Annotated in this window: 22 protein-coding genes and 1 tRNA gene; 12 read left to right on the top strand and 11 right to left on the bottom strand. The window is 64.6% G+C overall.

Features of this window, described 5'->3' with window-relative positions; translation table 11 throughout:
* Nucleotides 1–84: 84 nt before the first annotated feature.
* Nucleotides 85–654, bottom strand: a complete 570-nt coding sequence (gene efp, locus IAE34_RS09720) for an elongation factor P (protein ID WP_029613941.1) — start codon at nt 652–654, stop codon at nt 85–87.
* Nucleotides 655–702: 48 nt separating this feature from the next.
* Nucleotides 703–1,833, bottom strand: a complete 1,131-nt coding sequence (earP, locus tag IAE34_RS09715) for an elongation factor P maturation arginine rhamnosyltransferase EarP (protein WP_200138725.1) — start codon at nt 1,831–1,833, stop codon at nt 703–705.
* Nucleotides 1,834–2,059: 226 nt separating this feature from the next.
* On the opposite strand from earP, the gene IAE34_RS09710 reads away from it, so the two are divergent.
* Together IAE34_RS09710 and IAE34_RS09705 are read left to right on the top strand one after the other, a co-directional pair.
* Nucleotides 2,060–2,452, top strand: coding sequence for a hypothetical protein (locus IAE34_RS09710; RefSeq protein WP_200138724.1), 393 nt, complete (start codon nt 2,060–2,062; stop codon nt 2,450–2,452).
* Nucleotides 2,453–2,454: 2 nt separating this feature from the next.
* On the top strand, nt 2,455–2,937 hold the full coding sequence (locus IAE34_RS09705; protein ID WP_200138723.1) for a transcription elongation factor GreAB: 483 nt from the start codon (nt 2,455–2,457) through the stop codon (nt 2,935–2,937).
* A 6-nt stretch (nt 2,938–2,943) separates the two neighbouring features.
* Here the strand turns inward: IAE34_RS09705 and IAE34_RS09700 are convergent, their stop codons facing one another.
* The 5 genes from IAE34_RS09700 to IAE34_RS09680 are packed head-to-tail and all read right to left on the bottom strand — an operon-like array spanning nt 2,944 to nt 9,239.
* Nucleotides 2,944–4,290 carry a TolC family outer membrane protein gene (locus tag IAE34_RS09700; RefSeq protein WP_200138722.1) on the bottom strand — a complete coding sequence of 449 codons (1,347 nt, stop codon included), beginning with the start codon at nt 4,288–4,290 and terminating at the stop codon, nt 2,944–2,946.
* A gap of 10 nt (nt 4,291–4,300) precedes the next feature.
* Nucleotides 4,301–5,593 (bottom strand): HlyD family type I secretion periplasmic adaptor subunit, encoded by a 1,293-nt coding sequence (locus IAE34_RS09695; protein WP_200138721.1) that lies wholly within the window; start codon nt 5,591–5,593, stop codon nt 4,301–4,303.
* Complete coding sequence (locus tag IAE34_RS09690; protein WP_200138720.1) at nt 5,590–7,311, bottom strand: type I secretion system permease/ATPase; 1,722 nt, start codon at nt 7,309–7,311, stop codon at nt 5,590–5,592. Before IAE34_RS09690 ends, IAE34_RS09695 begins: the two co-directional genes overlap by 4 nt.
* Nucleotides 7,312–7,345: 34 nt before the next feature.
* A complete protein-coding gene (locus tag IAE34_RS09685) occupies nt 7,346–7,726 on the bottom strand; it encodes an AprI/Inh family metalloprotease inhibitor (RefSeq protein ID WP_200138719.1) in 381 nt (126 codons plus the stop codon).
* Nucleotides 7,727–7,781: 55 nt separating this feature from the next.
* Nucleotides 7,782–9,239: a serralysin family metalloprotease gene (locus tag IAE34_RS09680; protein ID WP_200138718.1), complete on the bottom strand. Its 1,458-nt coding sequence runs from the start codon at nt 9,237–9,239 to the stop codon at nt 7,782–7,784.
* A gap of 473 nt (nt 9,240–9,712) precedes the next feature.
* Between IAE34_RS09680 and IAE34_RS09675 the strand changes: the two genes are divergently transcribed.
* From IAE34_RS09675 to IAE34_RS09650, 6 genes are all read left to right on the top strand, one after another.
* Entirely contained in the window at nt 9,713–11,845 is a 2,133-nt protein-coding gene (locus IAE34_RS09675) for a TonB-dependent siderophore receptor (protein WP_200138717.1), read from the top strand.
* A gap of 402 nt (nt 11,846–12,247) precedes the next feature.
* Entirely contained in the window at nt 12,248–13,267 is a 1,020-nt protein-coding gene (locus tag IAE34_RS09670) for a LacI family DNA-binding transcriptional regulator (RefSeq protein ID WP_200138716.1), read from the top strand.
* A 75-nt stretch (nt 13,268–13,342) separates the two neighbouring features.
* The gene (locus tag IAE34_RS09665) at nt 13,343–14,122 is read left to right on the top strand and encodes a sugar phosphate isomerase/epimerase family protein (protein WP_200138715.1); all 780 of its coding nucleotides are present in this window, start codon (nt 13,343–13,345) and stop codon (nt 14,120–14,122) included.
* A complete protein-coding gene (locus IAE34_RS09660; RefSeq protein ID WP_200138714.1) occupies nt 14,115–15,065 on the top strand; it encodes a sugar kinase in 951 nt (316 codons plus the stop codon). Before IAE34_RS09665 ends, IAE34_RS09660 begins: the two co-directional genes overlap by 8 nt.
* Nucleotides 15,066–15,125: 60 nt before the next feature.
* On the top strand, nt 15,126–16,418 hold the full coding sequence (locus tag IAE34_RS09655) for an MFS transporter (RefSeq protein WP_200138713.1): 1,293 nt from the start codon (nt 15,126–15,128) through the stop codon (nt 16,416–16,418).
* A 9-nt stretch (nt 16,419–16,427) separates the two neighbouring features.
* Complete coding sequence (locus IAE34_RS09650; protein ID WP_200138712.1) at nt 16,428–17,393, top strand: 2-hydroxyacid dehydrogenase; 966 nt, start codon at nt 16,428–16,430, stop codon at nt 17,391–17,393.
* Between the two features lie 58 nt (nt 17,394–17,451).
* On the opposite strand, the gene IAE34_RS09645 is transcribed toward IAE34_RS09650, so the two are convergent.
* Nucleotides 17,452–17,541: transfer RNA gene (locus tag IAE34_RS09645), tRNA-Ser, on the bottom strand.
* A gap of 288 nt (nt 17,542–17,829) precedes the next feature.
* Between IAE34_RS09645 and IAE34_RS09640 the strand changes: the two genes are divergently transcribed.
* From IAE34_RS09640 to IAE34_RS09630, 3 genes are all read left to right on the top strand, one after another.
* Entirely contained in the window at nt 17,830–18,519 is a 690-nt protein-coding gene (locus IAE34_RS09640; protein WP_200138711.1) for a crotonase/enoyl-CoA hydratase family protein, read from the top strand.
* 98 nt (nt 18,520–18,617) lie between these two features.
* The gene (locus IAE34_RS09635; protein ID WP_200138710.1) at nt 18,618–19,337 is read left to right on the top strand and encodes a lysophospholipid acyltransferase family protein; all 720 of its coding nucleotides are present in this window, start codon (nt 18,618–18,620) and stop codon (nt 19,335–19,337) included.
* 70 nt (nt 19,338–19,407) lie between these two features.
* A complete protein-coding gene (locus tag IAE34_RS09630) occupies nt 19,408–20,379 on the top strand; it encodes a magnesium and cobalt transport protein CorA (protein WP_200138709.1) in 972 nt (323 codons plus the stop codon).
* A 57-nt stretch (nt 20,380–20,436) separates the two neighbouring features.
* Here IAE34_RS09630 and IAE34_RS09625 read toward each other — a convergent pair whose 3' ends face one another.
* The gene (locus tag IAE34_RS09625) at nt 20,437–21,165 is read right to left on the bottom strand and encodes an amidotransferase (protein WP_200138708.1); all 729 of its coding nucleotides are present in this window, start codon (nt 21,163–21,165) and stop codon (nt 20,437–20,439) included.
* Nucleotides 21,166–21,687: 522 nt separating this feature from the next.
* Here IAE34_RS09625 and IAE34_RS09620 point away from each other — a divergent pair.
* Nucleotides 21,688–22,488, top strand: a complete 801-nt coding sequence (locus IAE34_RS09620) for a cytochrome c (RefSeq protein WP_200138707.1) — start codon at nt 21,688–21,690, stop codon at nt 22,486–22,488.
* A gap of 34 nt (nt 22,489–22,522) precedes the next feature.
* On the opposite strand, the gene IAE34_RS09615 is transcribed toward IAE34_RS09620, so the two are convergent.
* Together IAE34_RS09615 and IAE34_RS09610 are read right to left on the bottom strand one after the other, a co-directional pair.
* Nucleotides 22,523–22,855, bottom strand: coding sequence for a ribonuclease E inhibitor RraB (locus IAE34_RS09615; protein ID WP_200138705.1), 333 nt, complete (start codon nt 22,853–22,855; stop codon nt 22,523–22,525).
* A 191-nt stretch (nt 22,856–23,046) separates the two neighbouring features.
* Nucleotides 23,047–23,283 (bottom strand): hypothetical protein, encoded by a 237-nt coding sequence (locus IAE34_RS09610; protein WP_200138703.1) that lies wholly within the window; start codon nt 23,281–23,283, stop codon nt 23,047–23,049.
* Nucleotides 23,284–23,432 lie beyond the last annotated feature (149 nt).

The raw sequence follows: 23,432 nt of genomic DNA, 5'->3' as shown, positions 1-23,432 counted from the left end.
TTCTAGAAACCCTGGCTCGGACTCAAATGCTTAAGTGAACAGCATTACGGCCAAGGCCGGGTTTTCGTAAGGTCGCCCGAAGTCTTACTTCTTGGTGCGGCCCTTGAAGCTGTTGTCGCGGGTGTCGATATCGATCCACTCGTCGATCTCGATGAAATCGGCGACCTGGATTTCAGTGCCATTGGCCAGCTTGGCAGGCTTCATGACCTTGCCGGACGTGTCGCCACGCGCAGCGTTCTCGGTGTAGACGACCTTGCGGCTGATGGTGGTCGGCAGTTCTACCGATACCAGACGACCTTCGAAGAACACGGCTTCGCAGATATCTTCCATGCCTTCTTCGATGTACGGCAGAACGGCGTCGATGTCCTCGGCGTTCAGCTCGTACATGGTGTAGTCGGTGGTGTCCATGAAGGTGTATTCGTCACCATTGATGAACGACAGGGTCGCTTCTTTGCGATCCAGGATCACGTCGTCCAGCTTGTCGTCGGCGAAGTAGACGGTCTCGGTCTTGTAGCCGGTCAGCAGGTTCTTCAGCTTGGTCTTCATGATCGCGCTGTTACGGCCCGATTTGGTGAATTCCGCTTTCTGGACCAGCCACGGGTCGTTGTCGATCCGCAGGACGGTGCCGGGTTTCAGTTCTTTACCAGTTTTCATTACGCAGTATCCGAATCTGGATGGATTTATAAAAATCGAGGCCGCATATCATAGCCAATTTCGGTAAAACTGTACCAGCGCTGTGGCGAGGTCGGGCTGAGCGGCCTGCCGGGCACGCCATTCGAGGGCGTGGGCCTGCAGTTCCCCCCAGTGCGGCTGCATGGCGCGCCAGGCCTGGGCCATGTCGCGGTCCATGTTCCAGGCACGCCAGGTGTCGGTCAGCGCTTGCGCAGCCGGGTCCGACAGGCCGTGACGATAGGTCCTCAGGAAGGCCTCGAGCTTTTCCCAATGGGCATTTTCCTCCTGCACATAGATGTGCCACAGCAAGGGACGCCCGGCCCACTGGGCGCGCACGAAGGAATCTTCACCACGTACGGCATTGAAGTCGCAGCACCACAGGAGGCTGTCGTAGTCGTCCTGGCTGACGAAAGGCAGCACCTGCAGCGTGAGCGCACCCACAGTGCGAACATCACCCACCGTCAGCGTATCGCCCAGCCAGGCGTTCAGGTCGCCGAGGATCCGACCTTCGGGTACCAGCACGTGGGTGGGCGGCGAGCCCTCGACCAGGGCCTGCAACCAGGCTCCCAGCTGATCGTTCTCGTAGGCGAACAGCGATATCAGGCGGGCCGCAGGGTCTGCGTGCACACCTAGCCGAGCGAGGAAGGCCTGACGGGCGTCGCCGTCACCCTGCCAGGCGGTGCAGCGCTGGATAAGCCCCTGCTCGCGCAGCAGGCCGCCGGTGCCGTGGGTGAAACCTGGGAAAAAGAACACCGTGCGCAAGCCGTTGGGCTGGGGGGATGGCAAACCATGGCAGCCCTGCACCCAGTCTTCGGCGCTCAGGTATTCGAGATTCAGCCACAAGGCGGGCGTCGGTCTTTGCGTCAGCGCCTGGAGGTAATCCGGCGGCAGGCGACAGCCGAAGGCACCGATGACCACCTCGGCAGGCGTCACCGGAGGCCACTGGGCAGACCAGCGGCGGATGTCCACGCCCTGTTGCCACTGCTGATCGGCTTCGGGGTCGGCGGCCGGGCACAGGCGGGCGAAGGCGTGCAGGTCATCGATCCACAGGCGTACCGGCAGAGCGTGTTCAGCGTGCAGCTGGCGAGCCAGGCGCCAGGTCACGCCGATGTCGCCGTAGTTGTCGACGACCGTGCAAAAGATGTCCCAGGTGGGGTGCATGGTGGTTCTCATGGGAACTGGGGCGCAGTGTCGAAAGGTGTCCGGCCGGTATTCTGGGGGTTTTGCGGACGAGTGTATATCCGGATTGGGGAGACGCAGGATTGGCTTTTCATCCACACGCCGACCTACGCTTGGGGAGCGTGCCTAGGCAAGCGAACGCCGCGATGAAACAAAACGGGTGCGGCGTGCGACAATCAGCGCTCGTCCCCACATTCAGGAAGCCGTCATGCTGCGTCGTCGCGAGCTGAAGATTACCTACCATCCGGTGCGGTTGATGGTGTGCATCGCACTGGGCATATGGTTGGGGGCTGTGGCCATCGGGCTGAGTCTCTGGCTGGCCTGGCAGTTGTGGCCTCAGCAGGTCGAACCGCTGGCCCAGGCGCTGGCGCCTGCCAAGGTGGCGACCCCATCGGCTGCCGCGCCGACGGCGGCGCCCGCCGATAGCCAGCAGGCCATGTTCGAGCGCTACCAGCAAATCCTTCGCGAGCAGCAGGCGCGTGACGCCATCGAGGCCGATCCACGCCATCTGGACAATCCCAAGTGCCAGTTCTGGCTGCAACAGAACCGCACGGCGCCCACGGCCAACAGCCAGGCCAAGGTCGCGGAGTTCTGCCGCTGATCATGGACAAGACCGCCCTGCTCGCTGGCATCGTCGAACGCCTGGAACACGACTGCGACCTGCTGCGTCGCGCAGCGCAGACCGCTTACGAGACCGCCACTGCCGAAGAGAACATCGCCGAGAACAAGTACGACACCCTGGGCCTTGAGGCCTCCTACCTCGCCACTGGCCAGGCGCGGCGCAGTGCCGAACTGCGCCAGGCGCTGCTCGCCTATCAGCAACTGATATTGCGCGACTACGACGCGGCTCGCGGAATCCAGCTGAGCAATCGCGTGACCCTCGAGGATGACCAAGGCCGCCGGCAGTGCCTGTTCCTCGGCCCGGAGGGCGCCGGGCTGAAGATCGGCCGGGGCGCGGCGCAGGTCACCGTGATCACTCCCCGCTCGCCGCTGGGGCTGCAATTGCTCGGCAAACAGCTGGACGACGAGATCACCCTCATCCTGGCCGGGGTCGCGCAGGTGCAGTGCGTGGTCGAGGTCGACTGACGCCCGTCAGCTACCGGCCACCACGAACGCCTCGTCCACCCGGGCCAGTTGCGCCTCGCTCAAGGTGCCGGCCTGGTAGTGCAGCTTGATCCACGCCAGCAGGTAATCGTAGCGCGCGCGCGCCAGGTCGCGCCGGGTCGTGGCCAGTTGCTGCTCGGCATTGAGCACGTCCAGGTTGACCCGCTCGCCGCCCTGCACGCTCTTGCGCGTGGAGGTCACCAGCGCTTCGGCCGCCTGCAACGCCCGCTCGTAGGCCCGCAGCCGACTGGCACCGGAGGCGCAGGCATTGTACTGACGGCGCAACTCGATCAAGGTGCTGCGGGTGTTGCCGTCAAGCTCGTACTCGGCCTGCTCCAGGTGCCGGCTGGCCTGACGCGTCGAGGCACTGACCGCCCCACCGGCGAACAGCGGCAGGCTGATCTCGATACCCACGGTGTTGGTCGAATAGCGCTGGTTGTAGGTGTTGCCGCTGTCCGATTCCTGACGACGTGAGGTGGCGAAGGCATTGACCTTGGGCAGGTGGCCAGCGCGATTGCGCTCGACCTCGTAACGAGCCACCTCCAAGGCATGCCGCTGGGACCCGAGCACAGGGTTGCTCGACAGCGCCAGCGACTGCCAGGCCTCGTAACCGCTGGGTGTCATCACTGGCAGCGCGAAGCCGCTGCGCAGCGGAGCCAGGTCGTCGATCAGCACCGCGGGTTCGCCGATCAGCGCGCCCAGCTCGCGCAGGGCGGCGTCCTCGTCGTTGCGCGCCTGGATCTCCTCGGCATCGGCCAGCTCGAAGCGGGCCTGGGCCTCCAGGATATCGGTACGCGTGCCCTCCCCGGCCTGGTACAGCCGCTGGTTCTGCTGGAACTGCTGACGGTAGGCCTGCTTGCTGGCCACGCTGATCGCGATCTGGTCGCGGGCATACAGCGCCTGGGTATAGCTGGTCATCACCCGCACCAGCAACTGCTGGCTCTGGTCGCGGAAGCTTTCGTCGGCGAACAGCGTCTGCGCCACGCCTTTGCGGTAGGCGGCGTAGGCTTCGTAGTCGAACAGCGGTTGCTGCAGGATGAAGCTCGAACCGTAACTGTCGTAGCGGCGGTTCTCGCTGGTGCGGCGCGAGTCTCCCAGGTACGTAGCCTTCGAATCGTTGCGGCCCTTGTTGTAGTTGTAGGACAGGTTCGGCAGCAAGCCGGCCCGGCCGATGGCGCGGTACTCCTGGCCGGCCTCGCGAGCCTTGAAGGCGGCCAGGTAGGTCGGGTCGCGACGCAGGGCCTGCTCGTACACCTGGAACGGGCCCATGGTCGCCTGTGCGCCGGCTGGCAGCAGCATGCAGGCCAACAGCAGGCCCCGGTGAGATAACTTCATCACAGCGTCCTCATTGTTCGGTCAAGGCGCTGCCGGCTCGATCGAGCAGGGGCTTGAAGAGGTAGTTGAGCAACGAGCGTTCGCCAGTACGCACGAAGAGCTCGGCGGGCATGCCGGGACGGATCGACAGCCCATGCAGGCGCGCCAGGGCTTCTTCGCTGACGGTGCTGCGCAGCACGTAATAAGGTTGCCCGGTGCGCTCATCGAGCAACTGATCCGCTGACACCAGCGCCACTTCGCCGCTGACCCGCGGCGTGCGATTCTGGTTGAACGCGGTGAACAGAATGTCCACGGGCAGCTGCGGCGCGACCTTGTCCACCAGGTTCACCGGCAACCGCCCTTCCACCTCCAGGGCCGTGCCCTGGGGCACGATCTCCAGCAGCGTTTCACCGGCACGCACCACGGCGCCCTCGGTGTGCACGCCCAGGTTGATGGCGATGCCGTCGGCGGGCGCGAGGATGTCGCTGTGGCGCAACTCGAAGCGCGCCGAGTTGAGCTGCTGCTCCAGCGTGGCGGTTCTCACCTGGGCCTCGGCCAGTTGGGTGCGTACCTCTTTCTGGTATTCCTCGCGGCGCTGCTGCAGGGTCAGCCGCGCCTCGACGATGCCCTGCTCCAGCCGCGCGCTGTCGCCGGCGTTCTGCGCCAGATCGCGCTGCACCTGGGACAACTGGCGCTGGTACTCGAGCACCCGGTTGCGTGGGATGTAGCCCTCTCCGGCCAATGGTCGCAGGCTGTCGAGCTGCTCGCGCAGGGAATCGGCCTGGGCCTGCAGGTCGCCCCTGGCCCGACGCATCCCTTGCAACTGGGCTCGCGAGCCCTCGATACTGGCCGCCAGCGCACCCTGCTCGCGGGCCTGGGCCTGGCGACGGCTGTCGAACAGCTGACGCTGGCCTTCCAGCACCGCGCCGAGCTGCGGATCGGAGGCTTCGTTCAATTGCTCGGGAAACAGCACCTGCTCCAGGTTGTCCCGCTCGCCACGCCAACGTGCCAGGCTGGCTTGAGCCATGCGGTATTGCGCCTGCAAGCCTTCGACGTCCGCCTGCACCTGGGTGCGGTCCAGGCGCAGCAACGGATCACCCTGGCGCACCCGTTGCCCCTCGCTGACCATGATCCGGCTGACCACGCCCGGCGCCATCGACTGCACGGCCTTGCGCTTGCCTGACACCACCACGGTGCCCGGCACCGCCACGCCCTGATCGAGCGGCGCGAGGCTGGCCCAGAGCATGAAGCCGCCAAAGCCCAGCAGCGTCAGCAGCCAACCCAGGCGGACGCAGAAACCTGGCGTATCGCCTCGAGCACTCATGCGCCACCTCCCGCTTGCAAAGGTCGTTGCACCGCGCCCTGCCCCAACGCCTGAAGCACCTCCCGCGCCGGGCCGAAGGCTTGCATGCGCCCGTCGTTCATCACCAGCAGCTTGTCGGCTTGGGCCAGCGCGGCGCTGCGATGGGTCACCAGCACGACGGTACGGCCCAGGGCCTTGAGTTGCACCAGGGCGCTGGCCAACGCCGCTTCGCCAAGGCTGTCGAGATTGGAGTTGGGCTCGTCGAGCACCACCAGGCAGGGATGACCATAGAGCGCACGGGCCAGCGCGATACGTTGCTTCTGCCCACCCGAAAGGTCTGCGCCTCCTTCACCCAGGCGCGTGTCGTACCCCTGCGGCAGGCGCAGGATCAACTCGTGCACCCCTGCCAGGCGAGCGGCTTCCACCACCTGGTGGCCGTCGAGTTCACCAAAGCGGGCGATGTTCTCGGCGATGCTGCCACGCAGCAACTCGATGCTCTGGGGCAGGTAGCCGATGTGTGGCCCGAGTGCATCGCGGTCCCACTGGCGTAACTCGGCGCCGTCCAGCCGCACGTGTCCCACCAGCGGCTGCCAGACACCGACCAGCAGCCTGGCCAGCGTCGATTTGCCGGAGCCTGAAGCGCCCAGCACGCCGAGCACCTCACCCGGCGCAAGCGCGAAACTCACCTGTTGCACGGTCGCCTGCTGACGACCCGGCGGCCCGGCGCTGACCTGCTCCACCGACAATTGCCCGGTAGGCACCGGCAGTGGCATGGGTGCCGGCGGCTCGGGGTGCTCGCACAGCAGTGCATCCAGGCGACGATAGGCCAGTTGCGCGCCGCTCCACTGCTTCCATACCGCGATGAGCTGGTCGATCGGCGCCAGGACCCGCCCCATCAGGATCGACCCGGCGATCATCATGCCCGGCGTCATCTGCCCCTCGATCACCAGCAGCGCCCCCAGCCCGAGCACCAGCGACTGCAAGCACAGGCGCAGGGCCTTGCTGGTCGCGGTGATCACCGCCGAGGTGTCGCTGGCCTGGTTCTGCAGCTCCAGAAAGCGCCCATGCAGGGCGAACCAGCGCTGGCGCAGGGCACCCAGCATGCCCATGGCCTGGATGCTCTCGGCATTGAGCAACTGGCTGGCGGCCAGGTGGCTGGACTGCTGCTGCAAGCGGCTGGCCTCGGCCAGCGGGCGATGGGTGAGGCGCTCGTTGAGCACGGCCAGCACCACCAGCAGCGCCGCACCGGCACTGGCCAGCACCCCCAGCCAGACGTTGAACAGGAAGATCACCGCCAGGTACACCGGAAACCAGGGCGCATCGAAGAAGGCGAACAAGGCAGGGCCAGTCACGAACTGGCGTACCTGGGTCATGTCGGTGAGCGCCTGACCTGCGGCGCCGTCACCCTGGCGCAGGTTGCGCTCGAAGGCGGCGCGATACACCGTCAGGTTGAAGCGTTGCTCCAGCCGGTGACCGACGCGGATCACGATGAAACTGCGTACCGCCTCCAGCACGCCCATATAGAAAAAGAAGCCGACCACCATCAAGGTCAGCATCCACAATGTTGTCTGGTTCTGCGAACTGAGTACACGGTCGTACACTTGCAACATGTAAATCGATGGCACCAGCATGAGAATATTGATCAGCGCGGTGAAACAACCCACGCTGATCAACGTCGATTTGAATTCGCCAAGTGCCGCCCACAGAAGTGCACCGGGCTTGTGGCTCGGAAGTTTCATGTTTCGCCCTTATTACCGTTGTAACTTGGCCGGGTCAGTGAATATCCAGGCGTTCGAGCAGCAGCGTTCCACCCTCGGGCGAAGTGCCGCTGTAGCGGTGCTCATCCTGCCGGCTGAAATGCACCACGGTGCTGCCATCGGCAGCGACCAGCGCCAAGGTATCCGGCGTGATCAACCAACTGGCGGGGCGCATGCCAAGCAGCGCCTGGGCACAGCTCAGGTCGCCGTCCAACGCACCTTGCGCAGCGTCCAGGTGCAGGGTGCACGGCTGCGCTGGCCCGGGTTGCGCATGAAGCTGCCAGCGCCCGGCCAGTTGCGCGGCGCTGGGGAGTAGCAGGCTGCTCGCCATACCTACCTCGGTCATCGATATCAGGGCGATCGCGCCCAGCGCGATCATGGGTTTGACTAACGGCATTCGTCCACCTCCGTGGCGAGGGCGGCCCGCATGCTTCGCGGGCCGCCTCGTCAGGTCAGACCACGATATCCGTGGTGACCGCCTGCCCTACGGTGGTCACCAGGAAGTCCGCCAGGCTGTTGCCGGTGAAGTCGATCGCCAGGCTGCCCAGGTTGGTGGCCTGGTCATAGCTGAGTACCGCTTCGCCGGCATGGCCGCTGAAGCTGTTGACGAAGGCCAGTGGCAACTTGCTCTGGGCGAAGGATGGGATGGCCGACAGATCGATCTTGTCCTGACCGCTGACGAAATCCATGATCCGGTCCGGCGCCTTGGCGGTGGAGTCGCTGACCGCCGCGTAGACGAAGGTGTCCGCGCCACTGCCCCCCCACAGCGTATCGGCCCCGCCACCGCCGTAGATGATGTCGTTGCCGGCACCGCCCTTGAGCACGTTGGCTACCGCATTACCGATCAGCAGGTCGTTGCCCGAGCCACCGAACGCATTCTCCACGGTCACGCCCTTGGCGATCGAGACGTTGCCGACCATGCCGCCGACGTCGGAGAACGCGGTTTCGTTGAGGTTGATCTTCTGGTTCTGGGTGAACCCGGAGAAGTCCAGGGTATCGTTGCCACCGCCGTCCCACACGGTGAACACCAGTTTGGAAGAGGCCGAAGTCGCGGAGTAGAAATCGCGGTCTGCGGTGGAATTGAAGCCGTACACCGTGTCGCCGGAGCGCGTGGCGTAGTTGGCGCCATAGAGCTTCTGGATCGCCGCGATGTCGTCCAGCAAGGGCGCGGAAGCGTAGTACTGGCCGCCGCCCTTGACGAAGTTCTGCGCGGTGTTGCTCTCGCTCCAGTAGCTCATCACGCTGTAGCCACGGGTGTCCTGGGCATACGAGGCGTCCCGGTAGCTGGGGTTGCCTTCCCCGGCGTTGTAGTCGCCAGGGTGTGACAGGCCCAGGGTGTGGCCGATCTCGTGGGTCAGGGTCTGGCGCCCGTAGTTGCCGGTATCCGGGCTGATGTTGACCTGGTAGCCACTGTTGACCAGATACCAGGACTCGCCCTTGTGCGACCCGGCGCCGTCGAACGGCAGGTAGGCGAACGCCGCGCCGCCGTCGTTGGCACTGTAGTTGCCGAAGGTCATGTGCCCGTCGCCACCGGAAGCCGACTCGGTGAAGGTGACCTTGGCGACATCGGACCAGGACTGCATGGCCAGCTTGGCCTGGGCCTTCTGCTGGGTATTGAACTGGCTGAAGGTGCCCAGCCCACGGCTGACGAAGTCCGACGGTGCCTTGGTCAGGAAGGTGTAGGTGAGGCTGATGGTGCCATCCTTGTTCAGGTCCTTCCAGGACGCGCCGTCGCGCAGCAGCTGGTTGGCGGCCTGGTCGACGGTGAACGAAGTCTTGCCGTTGATCTTCGCGCCACCGCGATCGTACTGGTGGGCGAAGCTGTTGATCAGCCCGTAGGCCGAACTGCTTCCACTGGGCTGCAGCACCGAAGCGGCAGCCAGTATTGCCTTATCGTTGACTTTGGACATGCAGACACTTCCTTGTTTGCGGAAATGATTGAAGTTCGACAGGAACTCTCAAACATCGGCGAGAGCATCCTGTCACTCGCCCTTGTGAGGCGCAAAAAAACTGACACATATTGAAACTTGGTGTCCAGCACTTTTTTGACGCCAGTTATTCGAATTGCCAACCTTGTCGAAGTTTAGGGTTATTTGCGCAAACAGATAACCGCCGATAATAGGGAGCAGGACCACCGTTCATATCGTGACCCACGGTTCATTATTCACCAGCGAGAACTTTAATTATGAAAAGGCGACACGCCACTGGCATCATTCCTGATCACCCTGATGCGCGTTGCGCGACATTCGTACCACTAGTCGACGGCTCCCTCGCCCCTGCTGCGTCGCTTGTTCCCCCGTCCCCATCGCCAGCCTGCTAGGATGTCGGCCCTTTTCCCCGCCGCCGCCCGCTGGCCGCCGCCTCGTCCCCCAGGAGCTCGCGCATGTCCCCGCTTCGCCCTCGTTTACCCATTGGATTGCTGGGGCTGGGACTGGCGCTGCAGGCCTGGCCAGGTCATGCCGCCGAGCAGCTCGAACTGGCTCCCGTGCAGATCAGCGAACGCTCGGCGGACCAGGACTACCAGGCCACGCAAGCCCAGGTCGGCGGCTGGGGGTCGGCCCCGGTGCTCGACACACCGGCCTCCATCAGTGTCTTCAGCCGCCAACTGCTCGATGACCGGCAGGTGCGCCTGCTCAGCCAGGTGCTGCAGAGCGATGCCTCGGTGGGCGAAAGCTACGCGCCGATCGGTTACTACGAGAACTTCAACGTGCGCGGCTTCACCCTCGATGCCGCCAACAGCTACAGGATCAACGGCCAGACCATCGCCGGCGAGCAGAACGTCGCGCTGGAAAACAAGCAGCAGGTCGAATTGCTCAAAGGACTGAGCGGCCTGCAGAGCGGCGTGTCGGAACCTGGTGGGCTGATCAACTACGTGACCAAGCGCGCCGAGGACGTGCGCTCGGTGACCGTCTCCACCAACGATCAGGGCGAGCGCTACCTGGCGACCGACCTGGGCGGCTGGTTCGGCAGCCAGAAGCAGTTCGGCCTGCGTGCGAACCTGGCCCATGAAGACTTGCGCAGCTATGTCGACCATGCCGACGGGCGGCGCGACTTCGCCTCCCTGGCCTTCGACTGGCAGATCGACGCCAACGCCACGCTGCAACTCGACGCCGAATACCAGCACCGCGAGCAGTACTCGGTACCCGGCTACCAGCTGCTCGGCGGCGCCCAGGTGCCACGCGACATCGATCCGCACGACCGCCTCGCCTACCAGTCATGGGCCAAGCCTGTGCAGAACGATTCGCTGAACCTGGGCGGGCGTTACCAGTACCGCCTGGACGACGCCTGGACGGCCACCCTCGGTGCCTCGCGCAGCCAGGTGGTGATCGACGACTACAGCGCATTCGCTTGGGGCTCGAACGACGACGCCTTTTTCGCCAGCAACGGAGACTACGGCCTCTACGACTACCGCAGCCCCGACGACACCCGCCGTACCGACATGCTCCAGGCTACCCTGGAAGGCCAGTTCCAGGCCCTGGGCGTCGCTCACGCCCTCACCCTGGGCAGCAGCGCGCAGCGCCGCACGCTGGATCAGCGGCCCACCTACAACGAGTGGCGCGGCATTGGCAATATCGACACCGGCGCGCCGCCCTACACCCCCTCGGACAATCCGCTGGGGCACAGTGAACGTCGACTGGACAGCCGCCAGTACGGCCTGTTCGTCAGCGACCGGATCAGCTTCGACGACCACTGGCAGACCGTACTCGGCGCCCGTGAGGTGCGCTTGGACGAGCGGACCTGGGACCAGGTTGGCAATGCCGGCCGGCACACTCGCCAGTACCAGCTGCTGCCCAACGCTGCGCTGATCTACAAGCCGCAGCCCGACACCACGCTTTACGCCAGCTGGTCCAAGGGCCTGTCGGCCGGCGGCACGGCGCCCTGGTTCGCCAGCAATGCCAGTGAAATCCTCGCCCCGACCCTGTCGCGCCAGCTGGAGCTGGGCATCAAGCACCAATGGCAGGGCATCAGCCTGACTGCAGCGCTGTTCCAGATCCGCCAGGCCTACCAGTACGCCCGTCCCAACGAAGGCGCGGCGCCTACCTACGTGCAGCAGGGCCAGCAGAAGAACACCGGCCTGGAGCTGGGCGCCAGCGGCTGGGTCACGCCCACCTTGCAGGTCCATGCCAGCGCCGCCGCGATCCGCGCCCGCGTGCAGGACACCGGGACCCAGGCCTACGAAGATCACCAGGCGATCAACGTGCCGCGCCTGCGTGCCGCACTGCAAGCCGAATACAGCCTGCCATTGCCCGGTCTGGCCCTGCTCGGCGGGGTGCGCTACAGCGCCAGCAAATACGCCAATCAGGCGGGTAACGTGCAGGTCGGCGGCTACACCGTGTTCGACCTCGGCAGTCGCTACCGCCTGCGCCTGGGCGACTACGACACGGTGGTGCGCCTGAGCGTCGATAACCTGTTCGACAAGCGCTACTGGCGTGACGTGGGCGACTACTTGGGCGACGACTACCTGTTCCAAGGTGCACCGCGTACGGCACGCTTGAGCGCCTCGGTCAGTTTCTGAAGCCTGCGTCGGTCAGTCAGGACAACGGACGCGGGGATCCGTCCTAGACCTAGTCCTCGGGCTGCGCGCTGCATTCGTCGGCGAACAGCCAGCGATCTTTGCCCAGTTGCCTGGCCTGCTACATCGCCGCGTCGGCAGCCTCGAGCAGCGCGTCGCCGTCGTGTCCATGGCCCGGCTCGCACAGCACCACACAGATGCTGGCACCTGACTGGGCGCTGCCATCTTCGAGCATGATCGGCTGACGGACCGTGGCCGCCAGGCGGTCGCGAATCGCCCGGAATTCAACGCGGTATGGATCAGGCCGCGCAACATTCCAGACCAGCGGTGGGTTGACGAATCAGCCAACATTTGCTGTATTGAAACCGGTTTCATTCGCCCATTACAACGCCAACAAGGCCCGCAATGACCACCGAATCCCTCACCCCTGCCCGGGTCACCATCAGCGAAGTGGCGAAAGCCGCAGGCGTTTCCAAGGCCACGGTATCGCGCTACATCGGCGGTGATCGGCGACTGCTCGCCGACGCCACCGCACAGCGCCTGGCAGCGGTCATCGAGCACCTGGGCTATCGCCCTAACCAGATGGCCCGCGGCCTGAAGCGCGGCCAGACGCGGCTGATCGGCATGTTGGTGGCCGATATTCTCAACCCCTACTCCGTCGCGGTGATCCACGGCGTTGAAACGGCCTGTCGCCGCCATGGCTACAGCCTGATGCTGTGCAACACCAACCGTGACGACGAGCAGGAGCGCCATCACCTGCACGCCTTGCAGTCCTACAACGTCGAAGGCCTGATCGTGAATACCCTCGGCCACCAGCCGGGGGCGCTGCTGCAACTGCATCGCAGCCTGCCGATGGTGCTGGTGGATCGGCAACTGCAGGACCTGCAGGTCGATATGGTCGGCCTGGACAACACCGACGCCGTCGAACAAGCCCTCGATCACCTGTACGCCCAGGGCTACCGCGACGTCATCGCCATCGGCGAGCCGCTCGACGGCACCAGTTCCCGTCATGAACGGGTGCAGGCGTTCACCGCGTCGGTGCAGCGACGCCAGGGCCTGCGGGGCCGCGTGCTGACGCTCGACGACGCACTGCCCAACCTCCTGCAGCACGCCCTGGCGCGCAACGATCACGGCGCCCAGGCCCTGCTCACCTTCAATGGAGTCGCCACCCTGGCGGTCACCCGGGCGCTACAGGCGGCTGGTCGACTGGCATCGGAGGGCCCGGGGCTGATCGCCATCGACGAACTGGAGTGGTACCCGCTGGTGGGCGATGGCATCAGCGCACTCGCACAGCCGACCGAACGCATCGGCAGCGCCGCCTTCGAGTGCCTGCTCGAACGCCTGCGCGGCAGCGAGGCCGCGCCCCGTCGGCTCGATTTCAAAGCGCAGCTGATCGTGCGCGGCTCCACGCCCAAGCAGCTTTAAGCACGCATGAACGGCCAAGCGGTCGTTCCGCCGAACAATGAAACCGGTTTCATCGCAACGATAAGGACAACAACAATGCAGCCCTACCCTGTCTCCATCAGCCTCTCCAGTTACGGCGCGGACTTGGTGCGTCAATACGGCCAACTGCACTTCATCGAGCTGCTGGCCGATGCCGGCGTCGATTGCATCGAACTGCGCGAGGAGTTATTCGACACGCCGCCGGATGTTCCGGTGTTCAAGCAGGCGCTCGCCCAAAGCGGTCTGGAATGCGTCTACTCCTCACCCCTGGAGTTGTGGACGCGCCAGGGAGGGCCGGATCCCCGCTTGCCGCACACCCTGGCCAGCGCCCGCGCGCTCGGCGCCGTCGCGCTCAAGGTTTCACTGGGCCACTTGCGTCCAGACTGCGATCTGGCCGCCCTGCAACCCTGGCTCAAGGCGGGCGATCCGTTGTTGCTGATCGAGAACGACCAGACCGCCCAGGGTGGGCGGCTGGACGCCCTGCTGAGCTTCTTTCAGCGGGCGCAACAGGCCGAGCTGCCGGTCGGCATGACCTTCGACATCGGCAACTGGCAGTGGCAGGGCGAATCCGCGACACAGGCGGCCCATCAGCTGGGCCAATGGGTGCGCTACGTGCATTGCAAGGGCGTGGAGCGCAACCGTGACGGGCGACTGGTCGCGGTGCCGCCTCAGCCTGACGAGCTCGCCGCCTGGGAGCGGCTGTTCCGCCACTTTCCACCGGGTGTTCCGCGCGCGGCGGAGTATCCGCTGGTGGGCGCGGACCTCAAGGCCGTGACCCACCTGCATGCCTGCGCGCTGGCCCGGTTGGGCGGCCACCCGGAGGTGAGTCATGCCTGAAGTGGACGTCGTATGTTTCGGTGAGACCATGGCGATGTTCGCCGCGCAGCAGACCGGCGACCTGGCCCAGGTGCAGACCTTCGCCCAGCGTATCGCCGGCGCCGACAGCAATGTGGCGATCGGCTTGTCGCGCCTGGGGTTGCGCGTACGCTGGCTGAGCCGTGTAGGCAACGACGCACTGGGCCGGTTCGTGCTCGACACCCTGCGCCGCGAAGGCCTGGACTGCAGTCACGTGGCGGTGGACGCGCGCCATCCCACGGGGTTTCAGCTCAAGAGCCGCTGCGACGACGGCAGCGATCCGCTGGTCGAGTATTTCCGCGCAGGCTCTGCGGCCAGCCACCTGTCGAGCCAGGACCTCGATCCGCGACTGCTGAGCGCCCGGCACTTGCACGCCACCGGTATCGTTCCGGCCCTCTCCCGCAGTTGCCGGGCACTGTCCCATAGCCTGGTCGAGCGGATGCGCGAGGCCGGCGCGAGCGTCTCATTCGACCCCAATCTGCGTCCTTCGCTGTGGCCGGACCGCCAAACCACGGTCCGCGAGATCAACGCGCTGGCGATCAAGGCGCACTGGGTACTGCCCGGGCTGGAAGAGGGCCGGGTGCTGACCGGCCAGAACACCCCGCAGCAGATCGCCGCGTTCTATCTGGACCACGGCGTCGAGCGGGTGATGATCAAGCTCGGTGCGGCTGGCGCGTATTACCGCGACGCCACGGGCGATGGCCTGGTCCCGCCCGTTCCGGTGAACCAGGTGGTGGACACCGTCGGCGCAGGCGACGCCTTTGCCGTGGGCGTGATCAGTGCCCTGCTCGATGGCCTGTCTCTGGACGCCGCGCTGGCCCGTGGCAACTGGTGCGGCAGCCGCGCCGTGCAGAGCCCTGGCGACATGGAGGGCCTGCCGCTGCGCCATGAACTGGAGAGCCACAACCTGCGCGCAAGCGCCTGATGACCCACGCCGGCATGCCGGCCCTGCTGCGACAAGAACAACAAGCTCAGGAGATACATCATGCATTCCAACAGCCTGGCGCCTCGGCGCTGGTGGTACCTGATCCCCATCGTGTTCATCACCTACAGCCTGGCCTACCTGGACCGCGCCAACTACGGCTTCGCCGCGGCATCGGGCATGGCCGACGACCTCAGGATCACCCCTGCCCTGTCGTCACTGCTGGGGGCGCTGTTCTTCCTCGGCTACTTCTTCTTCCAGATTCCCGGCGCGCTCTACGCGCAGAAGGGCAGCGTCAAGAAGCTGATCTTCGCCAGCCTGATCCTCTGGGGCGGCCTGGCGACCCTCACCGGCATGGTCAGCAATGTCTACCTGCTGATCGCCATCCGCTTCCTGCTGGGCGTGGTCGAGGCGGTGGTGATGCCGGCGATGCTGGTGTACCTGTGCCACTGGTTCACCCGCGCCGAGCGTTCGCGGGCCAATACCTTCCTGATGCTCGGCAACCCGGTGACCATTCTGTGGATGTCAGTGGTGTCGGGCTACCTGATCCGTCAACTGGACTGGCGCTGGATGTTCATCATCGAAGGCTTGCCGGCAGTGCTCTGGGCATTCGTCTGGTGGCGCCTGGTGGATGACCGGCCGGCTCAGGCCACTTGGTTGAGCGAGGCTGAAAAGACCCGGCTGGCCGAAGCCCTGGTCGCCGAACAGCAAGGTCTGAAACCGGTGAAGAACTATCGCGAGGCCTTCCGCTCGCCTCAGGTCATCATTCTCTCGCTGCAGTACTTCTGCTGGAGCATCGGTGTGTATGGCTTCGTCCTGTGGCTGCCGTCGATCCTCAAACAGGCTGCCCAGGTGGACATCGTCGAGGCCGGCTGGCTGGCCTCGGTGCCCTACCTGGCGGCGGTGCTGGCGATGGTCGGGGTGTCCTGGGCTTCGGACCGCCTGCAGAAACGCAAGCGCTTCGTCTGGCCGCCGCTGCTGATTGCAGCAGTCGCGTTCTATGGCTCCTACGCACTGGGGACCGAGCATTTCTGGTTGTCCTATGCCCTGCTGGTGATCGCCGGTGCCTGCATGTACGCCCCTTATGGGCCGTTCTTCGCCATCGTGCCCGAGATCCTGCCCAGCAACGTCGCCGGGGGCGCCATGGCACTGATCAACAGCATGGGCGCGCTCGGCTCGTTCGGCGGCTCCTGGCTGGTGGGCTATCTCAATGGCATCACCGGCGGACCGGGCAGCTCCTACCTGTTCATGGCCGGCGCACTGCTCACCGCCGTGGCGCTGACCGCCGCACTCAAACCCCCGCACGTCGCCGAGCGCCCGCCCAGGCGCGAGACGCGACTGGCTACCAGTCATTAGGAGACATTCATGAAGAAACGTATCGTTCTCTACAAGCCGTTGTCCGAGGCGCTGATGAAGCGCCTCCAGGCAGAGGTGGAAGTGACCCAGGTGGACCTGAGCGCCGCCGATGGCCTGGCGCGCCTGCGCGATGCGCTACCCGGCGCCCATGGACTACTGGGCGCCAGCCTGCCCCTGGGGCAGGATTTGCTGGATCTGGCCTCGCAACTGGAAGTGGTGTCGAGCATTTCGGTGGGCGTGGACAATTACGACATCCCGGACCTGACCCGGCGCGGGGTGATGCTCACGCACACACCGGACGTGCTCACCGAAACCACCGCCGATACCGGCTTTGCCCTGATCCTGGCGACCGCGCGGCGCGTGGTGGAACTGGCGCAGTGGGTGCGCGAAGGGCATTGGCACAAGAGCCTGGGCCCTGCGCACTTCGGCACCGACGTTCAGGGCAAGACCCTCGGCATCGTCGGCATGGGCCGCATCGGCGAGGCCCTGGCTCGGCGTGGCGCTGCAGGCTTCGGCATGCGCGTGCTGTACCACAGCACCCGGCCCAAGCCGGACGCCGAAACACGCTACGGCGCGCAGTATCGAAGCCTGGACGCACTGCTGGGCGAAGCGGATTTCGTCTGCCTCACGGTGCCGCTCAGCGCCAGCACCGAAGGCCTGATCGGCGCCCGAGAGCTGGGCCTGATGAAGCCCGAGGCGATCCTGGTGAACATCGCCCGCGGCCGAGTGGTGGATGAGGCTGCACTCATCGAGGCGTTACGCGGCGGACGCATTCGCGCAGCCGGCCTGGACGTGTTCGAGCACGAGCCCCTGCCTGCGGACTCACCCTTGCTGGGCCTGGCCAATGTGGTAGCCACACCGCACATCGGCTCGGCCACCGTGCAGACGCGCGAAGCGATGGCCCGCTGCGCGGTGGATAACCTGCTGGATGCACTGCGCGGTGAGCGACCCCGGCACCTGGTCAACCCGCGCTGACGCGCCCTGAAATGCAAAAACCCCTGCAAATCTGGGATTTGCAGGGGTTGCATGAAAGTGGCGGTGAAGAAGGGATTTGAACCCTTGATACGATTTCTCGTATACACACTTTCCAGGCGTGCTCCTTCGACCACTCGGACACTTCACCGGATCCCGCCGCGCCTTTCAGCCCGTCGAGGCGCGCTAATTTAGTAGAAGCGCTTTTCTTTGGCAAGCATTTTTTTCAGAATTTTCATGCGCTTAAGCCCTTTTGCCGAAAACGCCGTCTGACCATGGCATTACGGCCAATCAGTCCAGCGGTTTTCCCTGCAGTCGCTAGCATGGCCGAAGGCACGCGGCCTGGCGGCTCGCCGCTGACCGCATGGTCAGCCTAAGCGCTTTACCTGGCGTGCGGCGCTGGGTAACGTCGGCTCCACGCCCACCAAAGGACTCTGCCATGAGCGAGCTGATTACCTACCACGCCGAAGACGGCATCGTCACCCTGACCCTGAACAATGGCAAGGTCAATGCGATCTCGCCCGAGCTGATCACCGCCTTCAACGCTGCCCTGGACCGTGCCAGCGAAGCGCGCGCCGTAGTCATCATCACTGGCCAGCCTGGCATTCTTTCCGGCGGCTATGACCTCAAGGTCATGACCGCCGGCCCCAAGGAGGCCATCGGGCTGGTCACCGCCGGCTCTACTCTGTCGCGCCGGCTGCTCTCGCACCCGTTCCCGGTCATCGTCGCCTGCCCCGGCAATGCCGTGGCCAAGGGCGCCTTCCTGCTGCTGTCGGCCGACTACCGCATCGGCGTGGAAGGCGCCTACAAGATCTGCCTGAACGAAGTGCAGATCGGCATGACCATGCACCACGCCGGTATCGAACTGGCCCGCGATCGCCTGACCCGCTCCAGCTTCCAGCGCGCGGTGAACAATGCCGAAGTGTTCGATCCCCAGGCGGCCCGCGCGGCAGGCTTCCTGGACCTGGTCGTGGCTCCCGAGCGACTGCGTGAGGCCGCGCTGGACGCAGCGCGCGGGCTGAAGGCGTTGAACATGCAGGCGCACAGGAACACCAAGCTGAAAGTGCGCAAGGCGCTGCTGGAAAAGCTCGACGAGGCGATCCTCGCCGACCAGACCCACTTGGGCTGAAACCGCCCGGGCAATGCGTCGCCGTGCAGGCTGCGGCGTTTGCCCCCGCCAGTGCACGGCCGTACACTGCCCCGCGACTGTCTGGTGTGAGTCATATCATGCTCTATCTGCTTCGCATGCTGCTCCTGGGCCTGCACTTCCTGCTGGTGGGCGTCGTGGGCCTGATCATCGGCCTGTGCCGTCCCTTCAATCCCGACAACAGCCGGCTGTTCGCCCGCCTCTACAGCATCCCGGCCGCCTGGTTACTGCGCATCCGCGTGCAGGCCGAAGTGGGGCCGCTGTGGGATCAGCCGCCCGGTTGCGTGATCGTGGCCAACCATCAATCCAACTATGACCTGTTCATCCTCGGTCAGGTCGTGCCGCGCCGAACCGTGGCAATCGGCAAGAAGAGCCTGGGCTGGATTCCACTGTTCGGCCAGTTGTTCTGGCTCGGTGGCAACGTGCTGGTGGACCGCAAGAACGCCTACCAGGCACGCAGGGCGCTGCGCCTCACCACGCGCATCCTGCGCGAAGGCACCTCGATCTGGATCTTTCCCGAGGGCACGCGCAACCCGTCCGATGCACTGTTGACGTTCAAGAAAGGCGCCTTTCACACCGCGCTGGAAGCGGGCGTGCCCATCGTGCCAGTGTGCGTCAGCCGCTATGCCCGCCGCCTGGGCCTGAACAGCTGGCGGCAGCGTACGGTGATGGTGCGCTCGCTGCCACCGATCCCCACCCAGGGCCTGGGGCAGCAGGACCTGCCAGCGCTGATGGAGCGCTGCCGCACGCAGATGCAGCACTGCATCGAGCGCATGGAGCAGGAACTGCCGCCCACCTGAGCACTCGGCTTGCCGTTCGCCGCCACACGGCCCAAGCTGTCGGCACCATCAACCGAACAAGCAGGCAGCCATGGGTCGAGTCGTTGCAGCGGCGGTGTACAGCGCCGGAAGAAAGGTCACCAACATCCGTCTCGACGAAGGCAGCGAATGGGCCAACAAACCGGGGCATTTCGTCTGGATCGGTCTGGAGGAGCCCACCGCACAGGAACTGGCCAACCTGCAGCACCAGTTCGGTCTGCACGAGCTGGCCATCGAAGACGCCCTGGAAAAGCACAGCAGGCCGAAACTGGAAACCTTCGGCGATGCCCTGTTCATCGTCACCTACTCGCCCGTGCGCCAGGACGGTCGCCTGGAGTTCATCGAAACCCACATCTTCGCCGGCAAGGGTTACGTCATCACCTGCCGCAATGGCCATTCCAAATCCTACGCCCTGGTGCGCCAGCGCTGCGAAGCACGGCCACTGCTGCTCGAACATGGCGAGGACTTCGTGCTCTATGCCCTGCTCGACTTCGTGACCGAGAACTACCAGCCGGTCAGCGAGGCGATCCACGCCGAGATCGAAGCACTGGAACAGAACGTGCTCAGTGGCTCGCTGCACGAGCAGGACATCCGCCGCCTGCACAGCTTGCGCCGGGACATCCTGCGCATGCGCCGCTACGTGGCGCCGATGGTGGAGATCGGCGAGGAATTGCAGCGCCTGAGCTTTCCCTTCATCGACAAGAACATGCGGCCGTACTTCCGTGACGTGCAGATCCACGTCACCCGGCAGATGGAAGACCTGGTCAGCATTCGCGACATCGCCAGCCAGACCATCGAGATCGGCATGTTGCTGGAATCTTCACGGCAGAGCATCGTGCAGCGCAAGTTCGCCGCCTGGGCGGCGATCCTCGCCTTCCCCACGGCCATCGCCGGTATCTACGGGATGAACTTTCAGAACATGCCGGAGCTGAGCTGGCACTACGGCTACTTCGTGGTGCTGGGAGTGATCGGCACGGGGTGCACGGGGCTGTTCGCAAGCTTCAAGCGTTCAGGGTGGCTGTAGCCGGCCCCTGAGCACCCGCGCTCGCGCGACCCCGTCGGCCACGCGAGCGCAACGGCCTCAGGCAGCGCTCTGCTTGCGCGGGTGCTGGATGAAACGCAGCATCCATTCGCCCACCAGATCACCTTGATGGGCAGTGCTCAGGCTGGCCACTGCCTGGTTGTACACCTCGTTACCCAGGCGGTCCTGGCGCGCATCGAGCAGCGCCCGGGAATAATCGTGCACGAATTCAGGATGCCCCTGGAAGCACAGCACCTGATCGCCGATGTGATACGCCGCGTTGGGGCAGAAGTCGCTGGAGGCGATCAGCGTCGCGCCTTCAGGCAACTGGGTCACCTGATCCTGGTGACTGATGAGCAGGGTCAGTTCCTTCACTTCAGGGTCCATGCCCGGCGCATGGGCGGCCAGCCGATAGCGATGGGTGCCCAGCCCCCAGCCGCGGTCGGCGCGTTCGGCCTTGCCACCGAGCACCAGTGCGAGCAACTGGTGCCCGAAACACACACCCAGCAGCTTCTCGCCGCGAGCGTGAAGTTTCAGCAGGTAAGCCTTGAGTGTCTGAATCCAGGGATCGGAACCGAACGAGTCGGCCTTGCTGCCGGTCACAAGATAGGCGTCGAAGGATTCGTCTTCCGGCGGATAGTCGCCGTTCATCACGTTGTACACGCAGAACTCGGCAGCGATCGGCTGACGAGAGAATAGTTGCTCGAACATCCTGCCATAGCCCTGGTACTGCGCCGTCAACTCGGGCCGCAGAACATCGGTTTCAAGGATGCAGATGCGTAACGACATAGGGATAGTCCTGAACGACAAGAGTAAATGTCAGCGCTAGAGACTGACGCGAAAGACACGTACAAGCAAGAGGTGCGCACTGACGAACGGCAGGGATCCGCGTCTTTGTTCATTCCTACTGCGCAGGTGTCTAGCCAGAGGTCGCCAGCTCGTGCTGGGTCCAGTCCAGAACAGCTGGGCATGCATGATTCTAGCGTTAGAACGAACTGATCTGAAAGACAGGTGACAAACGCCCTACTTTTGGGTGTAGACACTGATGACAGGTCAGTGTCAAGGCGTCCGGGACGCCCGATGATCGACCCTTCGCGCGACAAGGACGCCGTGGGTTTCCAGGAATAACAACAAAAAGGCGGTCAGCCATGTTCAGACACTCGAAAGTGCGCCAAGCGGGGCTCATACTCTTCGCCACCACCTTGCTGCTGATTCTCCCCAACCTGACCCGTCTATTCGGTTGAGGCGAAACTGGCATCCTGCGCCAGTCAGCGGGTACTCTGCCTGTCCTTGACGGGTTGGAGAGTCTACGTGCGCAACTACCTTGCCCTGCTGCTGGCGTTGATCAGCGCACCGCTGGCAGCCGCGCAGCTTACCCTGGACCTGGGTAGCGTCCAGCGTAGCTGGCAAACCGAGGAGCTGCTGCAGCATCCCGATGCGCAAGACATCGACATCGTCCAGGACGTCGCCTACAAACGTGCCATGCACTACCGCGCAATTCCTCTGGCGGTGCTGCTGGAAGGCGTCACGCCGGACGAACATCTACAGGCCGTGGCACTCGACGGATTCGCCGCCGAAATGCCCGCATCGCCGCTGCTGCAAGACGGCCCCGCGCGGGCATGGGTCGCCGTGCAAGATTCCCGGCACCCCTGGCCAGGGCTGGGGGCCGACAAACCGAGCGCGGGTCCTTTCTACCTGGTATGGACGAACCCTGCCGCCAGCGGTATCCGCCCGGAGCAGTGGCCGTATCAGATGGCAAGTCTGCGCCGTCTGCCCTCGGTGGAATCGCGCTTTCCCCAATTGCGGCCCGCACCCGGTCTCCCCGAGCAAGGCCCGATACGCAGAGGCTTCGCGTTGTTTCAGCAAAACTGCCTGGCCTGTCATCGCCTGAATGGCGCGGGTGACGCCCAGCTCGGGCCCGACCTCAATCTACCGCACAACCCTACCGAGTATTTCCAACCGGGGTTTCTGCGCCGATACCTGCGCGATCCGCAGAGCCTCAGGCACTGGCCGCAGGCGCGGATGCCGGGATTTCCCGAAGCGGTGCTGAGCGACCAGGATCTGGACGCGGTGATCGACTACCTCGCCCACATGGCCAAGCGCCGACCCTGAGCAGGGAGAAGGGGCCAATCCAGGCCCCCGGGTTTCAGGCGACACAGCGCTCCTGTCTCACGCCCCAGCCCTCCACCTCGCCGCCTAACGGCACGATGACCGACTCGAAGGCTTGTTCGAAGGCACCGATGCCACGGTGGGTCGCGTACATCACCTTGCTCAGTTCCAGATGCCAGGCGCCATCGTCGCGCTCGTGCACCTGGGCATTGATCGACTCGCCACGAAACTGGCCGGCGGCCTGACGCGCACCGTCTTCGTCGGGAAACACGGCATAGAACTCGATGGGATGAATGCGGGTGAAATCGAACCCGCCTGCTTTCATCTGGCGCAGTACGCTGGTGCTGATGTCATCGTTCTGGCTGCTCATGAAACGTCCTCCTGAAGAACCCTAGGGATAGACTTTCCGTGCAATGACGCCCTGCGCGAAGGCAGGTGATGTGGCAGTTCGAGCTGATGCGAGCGGTGGCTGGGAGTGGTGGATCGAAAAGGCACCACCAAGAGTGCGGGGGTGCCTGATTGCAGCGTAGTACGTCGTGCAGCGTCCGACCACAAGACCGATCAGGACGCCTCTTGAATCGTGTGGATAGTGACGCCGTGATGCTCCTTGAGCAACTCGACCGTCGGCGTGGGGTTGCGGTCCTCGAAATCGTTGAGGTCCAGTCGTTGGGTCACGGGAAACCACTTGGACAGAATTTCATGCGCTGCAACTTCGAAGCTGGGCTCGCGCTCGCTCTCGAAACGCAGACTTTGCTTCACACCTTTCTGGTCGAGAAAGATGACTTCCCATGCTTTCATTGATAGATCCTCACTCGAAGCACAACGTGGGTAACGCCTGTAAATAGCTGACCATCGGGCTGGGACGTTGTTCAGAATGGCGAGGGCCGCGGCGTGAAGTTTTTTTCAGGATCGCCTCTATCCACCCTCCGTTCCTGGCACCCCACACA

It is taken from the genome of Pseudomonas sp. S30, from assembly GCF_016518545.1.
Classification (GTDB): Bacteria; Pseudomonadota; Gammaproteobacteria; order Pseudomonadales; family Pseudomonadaceae; genus Aquipseudomonas.
The sequence above is the reverse complement of the archived record's forward strand: the minus strand, read 5'-3'. Positions and strand labels throughout refer to the sequence as shown.